Origin of the sequence: Pseudomonas sp. 2024-210, assembly GCF_045062345.1 — a bacterium.
GTDB lineage: Bacteria > Pseudomonadota > Gammaproteobacteria > Pseudomonadales > Pseudomonadaceae > Aquipseudomonas.
Window position 1 is genome coordinate 308,565 of sequence record NZ_JBJGEJ010000005.1, and the last position, 12,965, is coordinate 321,529.

The 12,965-nt window shown below is 54.0% G+C and carries 12 protein-coding genes, 5 tRNA genes and 1 pseudogene; 15 read left to right on the forward strand and 3 right to left on the reverse strand.

The window, feature by feature from the left end; all coding sequences use genetic code 11:
* Positions 1-214 precede the first annotated feature (214 nt).
* The 8 genes and pseudogenes from rraA (at position 215) to ACI7MX_RS10370 (ending at position 5,773) form a co-directional block, all read left to right on the forward strand.
* Positions 215-706, forward strand: a complete 492-nt coding sequence (gene rraA / locus ACI7MX_RS10335; RefSeq protein ID WP_314491736.1) for a ribonuclease E activity regulator RraA — start codon at positions 215-217, stop codon at positions 704-706.
* A 24-nt stretch (positions 707-730) separates the two neighbouring features.
* Entirely contained in the window at positions 731-1,726 is a 996-nt protein-coding gene (locus tag ACI7MX_RS10340; protein ID WP_405591640.1) for a CorA family divalent cation transporter, read from the forward strand.
* 63 nt (positions 1,727-1,789) lie between these two features.
* Positions 1,790-2,035 (forward strand): CrfX protein, encoded by a 246-nt coding sequence (locus ACI7MX_RS10345; protein ID WP_122784585.1) that lies wholly within the window; start codon positions 1,790-1,792, stop codon positions 2,033-2,035.
* A 2-nt stretch (positions 2,036-2,037) separates the two neighbouring features.
* The gene (locus ACI7MX_RS10350) at positions 2,038-2,862 is read left to right on the forward strand and encodes a mechanosensitive ion channel family protein (RefSeq protein ID WP_405591636.1); all 825 of its coding nucleotides are present in this window, start codon (positions 2,038-2,040) and stop codon (positions 2,860-2,862) included.
* Between the two features lie 90 nt (positions 2,863-2,952).
* A complete protein-coding gene (gene sigX / locus ACI7MX_RS10355) occupies positions 2,953-3,543 on the forward strand; it encodes an RNA polymerase sigma factor SigX (protein WP_405591633.1) in 591 nt (196 codons plus the stop codon).
* A gap of 106 nt (positions 3,544-3,649) precedes the next feature.
* Positions 3,650-4,189: pseudogene (locus ACI7MX_RS10360) on the forward strand (OmpA family protein); the annotation flags it as partial.
* Positions 4,190-4,300: 111 nt separating this feature from the next.
* Complete coding sequence (locus ACI7MX_RS10365) at positions 4,301-4,627, forward strand: OmpA family protein (protein ID WP_405596023.1); 327 nt, start codon at positions 4,301-4,303, stop codon at positions 4,625-4,627.
* Between the two features lie 120 nt (positions 4,628-4,747).
* On the forward strand, positions 4,748-5,773 hold the full coding sequence (locus tag ACI7MX_RS10370; protein ID WP_405591630.1) for a quinone-dependent dihydroorotate dehydrogenase: 1,026 nt from the start codon (positions 4,748-4,750) through the stop codon (positions 5,771-5,773).
* A gap of 131 nt (positions 5,774-5,904) precedes the next feature.
* On the opposite strand, the gene rmf is transcribed toward ACI7MX_RS10370, so the two are convergent.
* The gene (gene rmf, locus ACI7MX_RS10375) at positions 5,905-6,120 is read right to left on the reverse strand and encodes a ribosome modulation factor (protein ID WP_019827662.1); all 216 of its coding nucleotides are present in this window, start codon (positions 6,118-6,120) and stop codon (positions 5,905-5,907) included.
* A 538-nt stretch (positions 6,121-6,658) separates the two neighbouring features.
* On the opposite strand from rmf, the gene rlmKL reads away from it, so the two are divergent.
* A complete protein-coding gene (gene rlmKL, locus ACI7MX_RS10380) occupies positions 6,659-8,929 on the forward strand; it encodes a bifunctional 23S rRNA (guanine(2069)-N(7))-methyltransferase RlmK/23S rRNA (guanine(2445)-N(2))-methyltransferase RlmL (protein WP_122784580.1) in 2,271 nt (756 codons plus the stop codon).
* A gap of 73 nt (positions 8,930-9,002) precedes the next feature.
* Here rlmKL and dacB read toward each other — a convergent pair whose 3' ends face one another.
* Positions 9,003-10,469: a D-alanyl-D-alanine carboxypeptidase/D-alanyl-D-alanine-endopeptidase gene (gene dacB, locus ACI7MX_RS10385; protein ID WP_405591625.1), complete on the reverse strand. Its 1,467-nt coding sequence runs from the start codon at positions 10,467-10,469 to the stop codon at positions 9,003-9,005.
* A 232-nt stretch (positions 10,470-10,701) separates the two neighbouring features.
* Between dacB and ACI7MX_RS10390 the strand changes: the two genes are divergently transcribed.
* Entirely contained in the window at positions 10,702-11,046 is a 345-nt protein-coding gene (locus ACI7MX_RS10390) for a YggL family protein (protein WP_153376967.1), read from the forward strand.
* A 144-nt stretch (positions 11,047-11,190) separates the two neighbouring features.
* Here ACI7MX_RS10390 and ACI7MX_RS10395 read toward each other — a convergent pair whose 3' ends face one another.
* A complete protein-coding gene (locus tag ACI7MX_RS10395; protein ID WP_405591622.1) occupies positions 11,191-11,946 on the reverse strand; it encodes a hypothetical protein in 756 nt (251 codons plus the stop codon).
* A 389-nt stretch (positions 11,947-12,335) separates the two neighbouring features.
* Here ACI7MX_RS10395 and ACI7MX_RS10400 point away from each other — a divergent pair.
* The 5 genes from ACI7MX_RS10400 (at position 12,336) to ACI7MX_RS10420 (ending at position 12,925) form a co-directional block, all read left to right on the forward strand.
* Positions 12,336-12,411 (forward strand) — tRNA-Glu (locus ACI7MX_RS10400).
* A gap of 2 nt (positions 12,412-12,413) precedes the next feature.
* Positions 12,414-12,489, forward strand: a tRNA-Gly gene (locus ACI7MX_RS10405).
* Between the two features lie 101 nt (positions 12,490-12,590).
* Positions 12,591-12,666 (forward strand) — tRNA-Glu (locus ACI7MX_RS10410).
* A gap of 5 nt (positions 12,667-12,671) precedes the next feature.
* A tRNA-Gly gene (locus ACI7MX_RS10415) sits at positions 12,672-12,747 on the forward strand.
* Between the two features lie 102 nt (positions 12,748-12,849).
* A tRNA-Glu gene (locus ACI7MX_RS10420) sits at positions 12,850-12,925 on the forward strand.
* Positions 12,926-12,965: the final 40 nt, after the last annotated feature.

A 12,965-nucleotide genomic window follows, 5' to 3' on the forward strand; every position in this document is an offset into this window, starting at 1 on the left:
CAGCGGCTACAGGTTGCAATATGCGGTGTATTCAAGAGCACTGATTACTGGCTAATATGTGACGCAGCATGCAGTTCTGGTCATTTTCAGTGTTCTGGGATTCAATGGGTTTTCGACAAGTCATAGACCCGACGGGTAAAACCTGAGTTCACCAGACCGTCTATACCTTAACCCTAGTGTTCTGCTTGCTGTCCTTCCCAACAGGAGCTTTCCCGTGAATCACTACTGCACTCCCGATCTGTGCGATGCCTACCCTGAACTGGTGCAAGTGCTTGAGCCTATGTTCAGCAATTTGGGCGGCCGTGACTCTTTCGGTGGAGAGATCGTGACCGTCAAATGCTTTGAAGATAACTCGCTGGTCAAAGAGCAGGCAGAGCTCAATGGCGCAGGCAAAGTGTTGGTAGTGGATGGTGGCGGTTCGCTACGCAGGGCTTTGCTGGGCGACATGATCGCGGAGAAAGCGGCGAAAAATGGTTGGGAAGGGATGGTGATCTACGGCTGTATTCGCGACGTGGATGTGATCGCGCAAACTGATCTTGGTGTGCAGGCATTGGCCAGTCACCCGATGAAAACCGACAAGCGCGGCATCGGTGATTTGAACGTGGTCGTAACCTTTGCGGGCGTTTCATTTCGCCCTGGTGAATTCATTTATGCCGACAACAATGGCATTATCGTTTCGCCATCAGCCTTGAAGATGCCGGGCTAAACGCATTTCCACTAAGGATCACGGATGTTCGAGGACGAAAACGCGCAATGGGGCTTGGTGCATGCCCTGGTGCTGGACGGTGAAGGTGGGGCGCGCTCTATTGCCCGCACCGAGCTGGACGATCTGCAACTGCAACCTCACGAAAGCATCTGGTTGCATTGGGATCGCAGTCACCCGCAAACCCAGAGCTGGTTGCGCGATTCCAGCGGTCTGAGCGATTTCAGCTGTGACTTGCTCCTCGAAGAAAATACCCGGCCGCGTTTATTGACGCTGCCCAACAACGAATTCCTGCTGTTTTTGCGCGGCGTTAATCTGAACCCCGGTGCAGAACCCGAAGATATGGTCTCGCTGCGTATTTTTGGCAGTGCGCAGCGGGTAATTTCGCTGCGTATGCGTCCGCTACGCGCCACCGATGAACTGCTCGGGGAGTTTTCCCAGGGTGAAGGGCCGAAAAATCCCTCGGAACTCATTCTTTATCTGGCCCAGCACCTGACTTTAAAAGTGCAGGACTTGATCGGCGAGCTATCAGAAATCGTCGATGATGAAGAAGATAAAATAGATGCCGACGAACGGTACACGCCTGAGCACGGATCCATTTTGCAGATTCGCCGCAGAGCCGCTGCATTGCGCCGATTTTTGGCCCCGCAAAGGGATATTTTCGGCCAGCTTACGCGGACCAAACTACCGTGGTTCAGCACGGATGATGCGGATTACTGGAACGAATTGAACAACAGTCTGACCCGCTATCTGGAAGAGCTGGAACTCACCCGTGAGCGCGTGGGGCTGGTACTTGAGGCCGAAGACCGACGTTTGAATGTGCGCATGAGCCGCATCATGTACCGGTTCGGTGTGCTGACCGGGATTTTCTTGCCTATCACTTTTATCACCGGGTTGCTGGGCATTAACGTGGGCGGCGTGCCGTTCTCCAATGACCCCTACGGTTTTGCAGTGACGTGCTTGTTAATGCTGGTCATTGGTGTCGGCCAATGGTGGTTTTACCGTCGGTTGCAGTGGCTTTGACCGGGGCAAATGTGACGCCGTCAAAGTTGCTCGCGTCTTTTACAGACATATCGAGAGGTGCTTATGCACGATCCGTTTGAACAATCGCTACGTGACATGCTCAAGGCGCCAGCGTCCACCCGTGACGATGACGCTTGCCTGGGTCGAGTACTGAAAACCGCTAACCGCCAGGTCGGTGCGGGTGATCTTTTCAGCTTGCTGGGGCGGTGGGTGCAGGCACTGATGATTGCTTTGAACAGCGGTTCAGCTCATATTGCGCCCGTTTCGCGGCGCAAACCTGCTGCTCGCCCTGCTGATAAGGCTGATTGAACATGGAACTTGATCTCTGGACCCAGAGCCTGGTCACGGCAATGACTGCCTTGTGGACCAAAATTGCCAACTTTATACCGAACCTTTTCGGGGCGTTGGTGGTCGTACTGCTGGGTTTCGTGGTTGCCAAACTGCTTGATGCCCTGTTGTCCAAATTGCTCGCCAAGCTGGGTCTTGATCGCTTGATGGGCGGAACGGGCCTGACTAAAATTCTCGGCCGTGCCGGTATCAAAGTGCCGATTTCCACTTTGATTGGCAAAATTGTCTACTGGTTCATACTTCTGATATTCCTTGTTTCGGCCGCGCAGTCTCTGGGGCTCGAGCGAGTTTCAGCTACGCTGGACATCTTTACACTGTATTTGCCAAAAGTATTTGGTGCCATTTTGGTGTTGCTGGCTGGCGTATTGCTGGCGCAATTGCTCAATGGTCTGGTACGCGGCGCTGCTGAGAGTGTCGGTTTTGATTACGCTGCAGGCTTGGGGCGCGTTGCCCAAGGGCTTGTGATCATCATCAGTATTTCGGTGGCAATCAGTCAGTTGGAGGTCAAGACTGACCTGCTGAACCACGTGATTGTGATTGTATTGATCACGGTAGGCTTGGCCGTTGCATTGGCCATGGGGCTGGGCAGTCGAGAAATTGCCGGGCAGATTCTTGCCGGAATCTATGTGCGTGAGCTGTATCAGATTGGGCAGGACATTCGAGTGGGTGCGGTAGAAGGTCAAATAGAGGAAATCGGTACGGTTAAAACCACGTTGCTGACTGATGAGGGTGAGCTAGTCTCCCTCTCTAATCGGACTTTGCTTGAGCAGCACGTGACGCGCCGCTAATGCGGTAAACCCTGATACTGTATGCCGCCGCGCTACTGCCTGCTTGTCAGGCTGCGGCGGACATTGACCTGACTGTCGGCACGACTCGTTTTGAATAAAGCACAATCGCTGTCCATGCGCTACGATCCCCGCGAGCTCTCTGATGAGGAGTTGGTGGCGCGCGCGCATGATGAGTTGTTCCACGTGACTCGGGCCTACGAAGAACTGATGCGTCGCTACCAACGCACTTTGTTCAACGTCTGTTCAAGGTATTTAGGGAACGATAGAGACGCAGATGATGTCTGTCAGGAAGTCATGCTCAAGGTGCTGTATGGTCTTAAAAATTTCGAAGGTAAATCGAAATTCAAGACATGGCTCTATAGCATCACTTATAACGAATGCATTACACAGTATCGAAAGGAACGGCGAAAGCGTCGCTTGATGGACGCATTAAGTATTGATCCCCTCGAGGAGGCGTCTGAAGAAAAGGCGCCGAAACCTGAGGAAAAGGGCGGACTTGATCGCTGGCTGGTGCACGTGAATCCGATTGATCGCGAAATTTTAGTGCTTCGTTTCGTCGCAGAACTGGAATTTCAGGAAATCGCAGACATAATGCATATGGGTTTGAGCGCGACGAAGATGCGGTACAAGCGTGCTCTTGACAAATTACGTGAGAAATTTGCAGATAATGCTGAAACTTAGTTCAGTGCAAATGGATCTACGTGTAGGCAAGGTCTGATAGACTTGTCGCCGAGTTGTCCCCCGGTATGTGGGACTGCTTTACAATCACCAGATGGGGATTTAACGGATGAAACTGAAAAACACCTTGGGCATTGCCATTGGTTCCTTTGTAGCCGCAACTTCGTTCGGTGCCCTGGCACAAGGCCAAGGCGCGGTCGAGGGTGAACTGTTCTACAAAAAACAGTACAACGACAGCGTCGACCACGTTGAAGATGGTTACAACCCAGGCGCATCGATCGGTTACTTCATTACCGACGACGTCTCGTTGAACCTGACCTACGACAAGACCAACCACACCCGTTCGAATGACGGCACTGGCCACCAGAAAATCAAAGGCGACAACTTTGGTCTGAACGCTCAGTACCACTTCCGTGACGTTGGCGACGCTCTGCGTCCATACGTTTCCGGTGGTGTTGCTCACAAGAGCATGACCAACGTTGAAGCTGACGGTCACAGCGGTCGTGACAAGTCTACTTTCCTGACTGCTGGCGCTGGTGTTAAGTGGTACATCACTAACAACTTCTTCGCCCGTGCAGGCGTTGAAGCTGACTACAAACTGGACAACGGCAAGTGGGACTACGCTCCTACCGTTGGCCTGGGTGTGAACTTCGGCGGCAACGGCGGTAAAGTTGCACCGGCTCCAGTTCCAGCTCCAGCACCAATCGCTGAGCCAGAACCAGAAGCTCCGATCGCTGAAGTTGTTCGCGTTGAACTGGACGTGAAATTCGACTTCGACAAGTCGAACGTTAAGTCGCAGTACATGCCTGACATCAACAACGTTGCTGATTTCATGAAGCAGTACCCATCGACCACCACGACTGTTGCTGGTTACACCGACAGCGTTGGTACCGATGCCTACAACCTGAAACTGTCGCAACGTCGTGCAGACGCCGTTCGTGCAGCTCTGGTTAACCAAGGTGTTGCTTCTAACCGTGTAGACTCTGTTGGTCACGGTAAAGCAAACCCAGTTGCTACTAACGCAACTGCTGAAGGCCGTGCTCTGAACCGTCGCGTAGAAGCTACCGTTCAAGCTGAAGCTAAGTAATTTTTAGCTAGGCTGTTCAGAAAAACCCGGCTCAGGCCGGGTTTTTCTTTGCCTGTGATTTGCCGTACAGCGCAGCTATAATTGCGCCCTCTTTCTGTCAGCCTCGAGACCATTGAACCCATGTATAACCTGGCCCGCCAGTTGCTCTTCAAACTGTCCCCCGAAACCTCTCACGACCTGTCTCTGGACTTGATCGGTGCAGGTGGCCGGCTGGGGCTTAATGGTTTGTTGTGCAAGGCCCCGGCCAGGCTGCCGGTTAATGTAATGGGGCTCGACTTTCCAAACCCGGTCGGTCTGGCTGCGGGTCTGGACAAAAATGGTTCGGCCATCGACGGCTTTGCTCAATTGGGTTTCGGTTTTGTAGAGGTGGGCACCGTTACGCCACGACCTCAGCCAGGAAATCCCAAGCCACGTATCTTCCGGTTGCCGCAAGCGCAAGCCATCATCAACCGCATGGGTTTCAACAATCTTGGGGTTGATCATCTGCTGGCGCGGGTTCAAGCGGCTAAATACAACGGCATTCTGGGCATTAATATCGGCAAAAATTTTGACACGCCGGTAGAGCGCGCAGTCGACGACTATTTGATCTGCCTGGACAAAGTGTATGCACACGCCAGCTACGTGACCGTCAACGTCAGCTCGCCGAATACTCCGGGGCTGCGCAGTTTGCAATTTGGTGATTCGCTTAAGCAGTTACTTGAAGCCTTGCAAATACGTCAGAAAGAACTGACAGAGCGACACGGTAAACGCGTACCGCTGGCGATTAAAATCGCGCCGGACATGACTGATGAAGAAACCGTTCTCGTGGCTCAGGCATTGCTTGAAACGGGTATGGATGCCGTGATCGCCACCAATACGACGTTAAGCCGCGTAGGGGTTGAAGGCATGGAACACGGTGACGAGGCCGGTGGTTTGTCGGGTGCGCCTGTGCGAGAGAAGAGCACTCACACAGTGAAAGTGTTGGCAGCCGAGCTGGCGGGTCGTATGCCTATCATCGCGGCGGGCGGTATCACCGAAGGCAAGCACGCGGCTGAGAAAATCGCTGCGGGTGCCAGTCTTGTTCAAATTTACTCAGGCTTTATTTATAAAGGCCCGGCCCTGATCAGAGAATCAGTTGACGCTATTTCGGCGCTTGGTCGCAAGTAATCGACGAGGTCATATGGCCGGGCAATAAAAAGGGCTCCTATAAGGAGCCCTTGGGCCGCAGCCCGCCGCCTGGATAGGACGGCATGGTTAAGTCGGTACGTCTTAAAGGTGATGTCGGAGTGTGCCCAGAGTTAGCCGACGGCGTGAAGTTCGTTAAGTCTGTGGATGCCCGCAGTGCCTGTCATACCGTCCCAATTGTCGCCGCGTCCTTCTCGCCAGCCGTTAATCCAGGCTTGGCGTACCGACGGTAGAGTAAAAGGGCAAAGCTCACGGGATTTTCCATGAACGCCATATTGATATCCGCGTAAAAATGCTTTTTCCAACGGATCACGCTTAAGTCTTCTCATAGGGTGTTGCCCTCACTTGTTGACTGTGTGTATAGCGTCGACCTACCAGCGGTCGGGGCAGAGTGTTCTGCCGTTGGTGTGCTCGCTGCCGGCGTGGCGAGCATTTTGTTGTCGCCTGTGCGGTGACAACCTGTGTTCATTTCTAACCAATGAGCCAAGGTGTGTGAATGATCGTTTTGTCATAAGGACGTAACGATAATGGTGTTAAGGCCATAAGAAAGGCTTGTTTTGCTGGGCCAAATGCGACAAAAGCCTGACAGGACGAGCCCTTGCAAAGAGGATGCGTTTCATTCTCTGCAGGGAATAGCCACCCGCTATGCTTGGGTACTATTCGACGAAGGGTCTGAACATGTCACATTGTTTCAGATGAATGATCTGTCTCTGCGTCTAAACTTCTTATGCCTTCGGGCCGGGTGGTCGCAGCGGTGGAACGGCACAGTTTCGTGCCACACGGGCGCTCTTCGAGAAAAGCGCTTGATTGAAAACGGAGCGGGCGATGCGTTGCCTTCTCACTGATAGCTTAAAGCTCAGGAATTCCATGTCGGATCGTTACGAACTCTTCCTTACTTGCCCCAAAGGCCTTGAAGGCCTTCTCCTTGAGGAGGCTACGGGCCTTGGTCTTGAGGAAGCCCGCGAGCATACCTCGGCCATTCGAGGTGTCGCGGATATGGAAACCGCCTATCGCCTCTGCCTTTGGTCGCGCCTGGCCAACCGTGTCTTGTTGGTGCTCAAGCGCTTCCCGATGAAAGACGCTGAGGACCTGTATCACGGCGTGCTGGATGTTGAATGGCATGACCATATGGTTCCGGACGGAACGCTGGCTGTTGAGTTCAGTGGCCACGGCTCGGGCATCGACAACACCCACTTCGGTGCGTTGAAGGTCAAGGACGCCATTGTCGACAAACTGCGCACGCCGTCCGGTGAGCGCCCATCCATTGATAAATTCAGCCCGGACTTGCGCATTCATCTGCGTCTGGATCGCGGCGAAGCGATTCTGTCGCTGGATCTGTCAGGCAGCAGCTTGCACCAGCGTGGCTACCGTCTCCAGCAAGGTGCGGCACCGCTCAAGGAAAACCTGGCAGCGGCTATCCTGATTCGTGCTGGCTGGCCACGCATGGCAGCCGAAGGCGCTGCGTTGGCTGACCCAATGTGTGGCGTGGGTACATTCCTCGTTGAAGGCGCGATGATTGCAGCCGATATGGCGCCGAACCTCAACCGTATTCACTGGGGTTTCGATGCCTGGTTGGGGCATATTCCGGCGATCTGGAAAAAACTCCACGAAGAGGCCACCGAACGTGCCGAAATTGGCATGGCCAAACCGCCTTTGTGGATCCGTGGTTATGAGGCTGACCCGCGTCTTATCCAGCCTGCACGCAACAATATTGAGCGTGCCGGATTAAGCCACTGGATCAAAATCTATCAAGGCGAAGTGGCGACTTTTGAGCCGCGTCCGGATCAGAACCAAAAAGGTCTGGTTATCTGTAACCCTCCCTATGGCGAGCGTCTGGGGGACGAGGCGAGCTTGCTTTACCTCTACCAGAATCTGGGTGAGCGCCTGCGTCAGGCCTGTCTGAATTGGGAGGCAGCGGTTTTCACTGGCGCCCCGGATTTGGGCAAGCGTATGGGTATCCGCAGCCATAAACAGTATTCGTTCTGGAACGGTGCTTTGCCGTGCAAGCTGTTGTTGATCAAAGTCGTGCCGGATCAATTCGTCACAGGTGAGCGTCGCACACCTGAGCAGCGTCAGGCCGAGCGAGAGCAGGCCGAGTCGGACCTGCCGTCCAACATCGAAGCACCGACCAAGTATGAGAAGTTCAACAAGAACGGTAACCCGATCAAGCCCGCTCCGGTGGTGATCGAGCAGCCGCGCTTGAGCGAAGGCGGGCAGATGTTTGCCAACCGCTTGCAAAAGAACCTCAAGGCGCTGAGCAAGTGGGTCAAGCGTGAAGGTATTGATTGCTACCGGGTTTACGATGCTGACATGCCCGAGTACTCGATGGCCATCGACCTGTATCACGATTGGGTTCACGTGCAGGAATATGCCGCACCTAAATCCATTGATCCGGAAAAAGCCTCCGCTCGTATGTTCGATGCGCTGGCGGCCATTCCTCAGGCGCTGAACATCGACAAGAGCCGCGTGATCGTCAAGCGTCGCGAGCGCCAGAGCGGCACCAAGCAATACGAGCGTCAAAGCGCACAAGGCAAGTTTACCGAGGTCAATGAAGGCGGCGTGAAGCTGCTGGTTAACCTGACAGACTACCTGGACACCGGTTTGTTTCTGGATCACCGGCCAATGCGCATGCGTATTCAGAAGGAAGCCAGCGGCAAACGCTTCCTCAATCTGTATTGCTACACCGCGACGGCCAGTGTGCATGCGGCTAAAGGCGGAGCGCGCAGCACCACCAGCGTTGACTTGTCCAAGACCTATCTGGACTGGGCGCGTCGCAACCTGTCCCTGAATGGTTTTTCGGACAAGAACCGTCTGGAGCAGGGGGATGTGATGGTGTGGCTGGACGCCTGCCGTGAAGAGTACGACCTGATCTTTATCGATCCGCCGACCTTCTCCAACTCCAAGCGTATGGAAGGCATCTTTGATGTCCAGCGCGATCACGTGCAACTGCTGGATCTGGCCATGGCGCGTCTGGCGCCGGGCGGGGTGCTGTACTTCTCGAATAACTTCCGCAAGTTCATCCTGGATGAACACCTTGAATCGCGTTATGCGGTTGAAGAAATTACCGCCAGCACCATTGATCCGGACTTTGCCCGCAACAGCAAAATCCACCGTGCCTGGAAAATAATGGCACGCTGATCCTTTTGTTCAGGCGATAAAAAAACGCCCTTGGTCGCTAGATCAAGGGCGTTTTTTATTGTCTGCAACAACGTTACTGAGCGATAGAGACTGCGCGGTTGGCCAGCGGGGGCTGGCGATAAAGGTCGAGCAGCACTTGATCGAGGATTGATGAGGCGCCCCAAGGGCGAGGGTCGTTAAGAATCGCGACGACTGCCCAGGTGTTGCCATTGATGTCACGGCTAAAGCCGGAAATGGCGCGTACGGTGTTCAGGGTGCCGGTCTTGATGTGGGCCTGCCCGTTCATGGCTGTTGTTTTCAGGCGTTTGCGCATGGTGCCGTCCTTGCCTGCAATCGGCATGGAGCTGATGAATTCAGCGGCATATGGGCTGTTCCAGGCCGCCTGAAGCATTTGTGCCATCTCGCGTGCGCTGACTCGCTCGGCTCGTGAGAGGCCAGAGCCGTTTTCCATGATCAGATGTGGAGCTGTGATGCCTTTTTTGGCCAGCCATTGGCGAATGACACGTTGAGCTGCTTTGGCGTCGTCGCCGTCCGCATCATTGCGAAACTGAGCGCCTAGGCTCAGGAACAGTTGCTGAGCCATGGTGTTGTTGCTGTATTTGTTGATGTCGCGAATGATCTCGGCCAAGTCCGGCGAGTAGGCGCGAGCGAGCAATTTGGCTGTTTTGGGCACGCTGGCCTGAAGATCCTGGCCCTGAATGGTCCCGCCCAGTTCTTTCCAAATGGCGCGTACGGCCCCTGCGGTATAGGTCGCGTGATCAAGCAGGGACAGGTAGGTCTGAGAGTTGCAGCCATCGGCCAGTTGGCCACTGACCGTGACCAGAACCGTGCCATCGGCTTGCTGCACGGGATTATAGCGGACATCGCCAGTGCATTGCTTAGTGTTGAGGGCCTTGACCTGATTGTCGACCCGGATGCTGGCAATCGGCGGCTCGACTGAGATCAACACCTTGCCGGCATCATTACGGGCGATAAAGCGCAACGCCTTGAGGTTGACCATCAGCGCATCGGGTTTGACCAGGAACGGTTTATTTTTATCGTTGCCGTCATCGTTGAACGCCGGAAGCTGAGGTTGTTCAAAGAAGCTGCGATCCAGTATCAGGTCGCCGGTGACATGCTGGACGCCATTGGCGCGCAGGTCACGCATCAGCAGCCAGAGTTTTTCCATGTTGAGTTTGGGGTCGCCGCCGCCCTTGAGGTACAAATTGCCTTGCAGCGTGCCGTTATTCAGGGTGCCGTCGGTGTAGAACTCGGTTTTCCACTGATGAGTCGGGCCGAGCATTTCAAGCGCTGCGTAGGTGGTCACCAGTTTCATGGTGGAGGCGGGGTTCATGGACACATCAGCATTGAACACGGTAGGCACACCAGGGCCATTGAGCGGGATCATGACCAGCGACAGCGCATCGTTTTGCAGTTTATTGGTTTTGAGCGCTTGCTGGACTTTAGGCGAAAGCGTGGTGTTGACGGGGGCGGCGTTAACGCCAAAGGCGAGCGGTAAGAAAAGGCCCGCGAGAAGCAGTGGTCGTAAAGATTTGATCATAAGAAGTAAACCCTGCACGCGAGGGGGAAAAAATAAGAGGGCACGACGAAAAACGCCCTCAATGGTCATAAAAGTATCGGCATTATGCCCCAAGGCTTGTGAGCTTGTGCATCGGCATGCCAAAGACACGAGCTTAATATAAGCAGAAAACGATGAACCGCTCACACGGAACCGGGCAGACACAGGCTTAAGCTGGTAAAGTGCCGCCGTTATTACTTAAGAGGATTGTTCAATGGCTACTAATCGTTCCCAGCGTCTGCGCAAAAAATTGTGCGTTGATGAATTTCAGGAGCTGGGTTTTGAGCTGAACCTGGATTTCAAAGAAGACCTGTCGGATGAAGCTGTCGACGCTTTCCTGGAAGCCTTTTTGAAAGAAGCCATGGAAGCTAACGGCCTTGGCTATGTGGGTGGCGACGACTACGGTCTGGTTTGCCTGCAGAAACGTGGTTCGGTCAGCGAAGAGCAACGTGCTGCAGTTGAAGCCTGGTTGAAAGCTCGCCCAGAGCTGACCAGCGTTGAAGTTAGCCCGCTGTTGGACGTGTGGTACCCGGAAAAGCCAATCAATCCGGTAGCCTGACGTCAAACAAAAAGGCAGCCCCCGTGGCTGCCTTTTTGTGTTTTGCCCTCTGACCCGTTCCGGGTACTCAACCACCTTTATTTTTATAGCCTGCAATGTCTGCGCAATTTCGCGCACGGCTCCTGCGTTTAGGCTGCTCGGCGTTTAATCGTAAATCGCCTTTTTCTTCCAGTCGCCTTCTATCTCGTCACTTTTCAGCCCTTCGGTCAGCTCATTAGCTTCGTCTTTTGTAGGCTCAAGCGTGTTCAACAAGAGCGTGTTGGCGTGGGCCAATTGCACTTCAAAGGCGTCGAGGTGGGCGCTGTATCGTGTGTCCGGCTGTTGGCGCAAGTACTGCACGCCACGCTCATAGGCCAGGCGCGCTTGGCCAGGCTGGTTTTTCTGGAGCGAAAGTTGGCCAAGATTGTTGAAGAACTCGATGTGCACAACCACCAGCAGGTGATGAACCTCTTTAAGCCACTCCTTGGCTTCGGCGTTGCTCAGCACGTTATCTTTGGCAGCGCGCGTGATTTGCCCGTGCAGGGTTTCCAGGGCAAAGCGAACATCTTTGGCCATGGCCTCCGAGAGGATAGGGCGTGGAGGGTTATTGACCGGGATTGACTCCCCTTGCCCGACTAACGCATTGAGTTCGGCAACCCGTGCTTTTGTCGAGGCACTGTTTTTTTGCAGGTGCAATAACCGTTGTGTCGCGTTGAGTTCCAGACGAGTCAGTAAAAGCTTGAGCGCGGGAGACATCAGTTGGCCCGGGAATGTCTCGTTGACCTCGCTGCAACGACGAATGCGGTCATTGAGTTCGACCTTCTGACGGGCTTTTTCCAGCTTGTTGTTTTCTACCGCATGGTTCAGGTAGGCAATAGCGATCAATAGTACGATCCCAGCTACGACAAGCAGGGCGATCATGGAAGGAGTCAACGTTAAAACCTCTTCAAAGTGGTCTGCTGGTCAATGCAGGGCCAAGGCGGTATTGCCCGTTAGACGTATTCTGGATGTAGGTAAGCAGTGGCGGTTTGTTCTCGATTATGGGCTATCTGCCTAGAGATTGAAGATCAGTGACTGCAATATGCCATCACTTAGTTCAGCCAATCATAACGCCTTGGAGTAAGACGGAATACAGGCCTTGGAAGTTCAGCGACAGACTGCGTAGGAATGCGCCTAGAGAAGAGGGAAGTCATTGATTTCAATATATTTTCAGAATGGGGTTGACGCCTTTCAAATCCATCCCTAGAATGCGCGCCAATTGCAGCGTAAAGCGAATAGCTAAACGCCAGCAACCAGTGAAGTTGTAGCGTGTCCCCTTCGTCTAGTGGCCTAGGACACCGCCCTTTCACGGCGGTAACAGGGGTTCGAGTCCCCTAGGGGACGCCATTGCGGGAATAGCTCAGTTGGTAGAGCACGACCTTGCCAAGGTCGGGGTCGCGAGTTCGAGTCTCGTTTCCCGCTCCATTTTTAAGCAGCTTCGTTTTCGAACGGGGTTGAGTGAAAGCCAGATCATTAACTCAGGTTATGTGATTGGCACTGAAATGTACGTGTGCATTTCGGGCAACGTCCCCTTCGTCTAGTGGCCTAGGACACCGCCCTTTCACGGCGGTAACAGGGGTTCGAGTCCCCTAGGGGACGCCATTATTGCGGGAATAGCTCAGTTGGTAGAGCACGACCTTGCCAAGGTCGGGGTCGCGAGTTCGAGTCTCGTTTCCCGCTCCATTTTTAAGCAGCTTCGTTTCCGGACGGGGTTGAGTGAAAGCCAGGTTACTAACTTCGGTTAATGATTTGGCACTGAAACGTACAGTGTATGTTTCGGGCAACGTCCCCTTCGTCTAGTGGCCTAGGACACCGCCCTTTCACGGCGGTAACAGGGGTTCGAGTCCCCTAGGGGACGCCATTATTGCGGGAATAGCTCAGTTGGTAGAGCACGACCTTGC

What these genes read in the sequence shown, in the direction of transcription:
- ACI7MX_RS10345 (WP_122784585.1), top strand. Translation starts at nt 1,790, where the DNA reads ATGCACGATCCGTTTGAACAATCGCTACGTGACATGCTCAAGGCGCCA.
- ACI7MX_RS10395 (WP_405591622.1), bottom strand. Translation starts at nt 11,946, where the DNA reads ATGATCGCCCTGCTTGTCGTAGCTGGGATCGTACTATTGATCGCTATT.
- ACI7MX_RS10340 (WP_405591640.1), top strand. Translation starts at nt 731, where the DNA reads ATGTTCGAGGACGAAAACGCGCAATGGGGCTTGGTGCATGCCCTGGTG.
- ACI7MX_RS10350 (WP_405591636.1), top strand. Translation starts at nt 2,038, where the DNA reads ATGGAACTTGATCTCTGGACCCAGAGCCTGGTCACGGCAATGACTGCC.
- dacB (WP_405591625.1), bottom strand. Translation starts at nt 10,469, where the DNA reads ATGATCAAATCTTTACGACCACTGCTTCTCGCGGGCCTTTTCTTACCG.
- rmf (WP_019827662.1), bottom strand. Translation starts at nt 6,120, where the DNA reads ATGAGAAGACTTAAGCGTGATCCGTTGGAAAAAGCATTTTTACGCGGA.
- ACI7MX_RS10370 (WP_405591630.1), top strand. Translation starts at nt 4,748, where the DNA reads ATGTATAACCTGGCCCGCCAGTTGCTCTTCAAACTGTCCCCCGAAACC.
- ACI7MX_RS10390 (WP_153376967.1), top strand. Translation starts at nt 10,702, where the DNA reads ATGGCTACTAATCGTTCCCAGCGTCTGCGCAAAAAATTGTGCGTTGAT.
- rlmKL (WP_122784580.1), top strand. Translation starts at nt 6,659, where the DNA reads ATGTCGGATCGTTACGAACTCTTCCTTACTTGCCCCAAAGGCCTTGAA.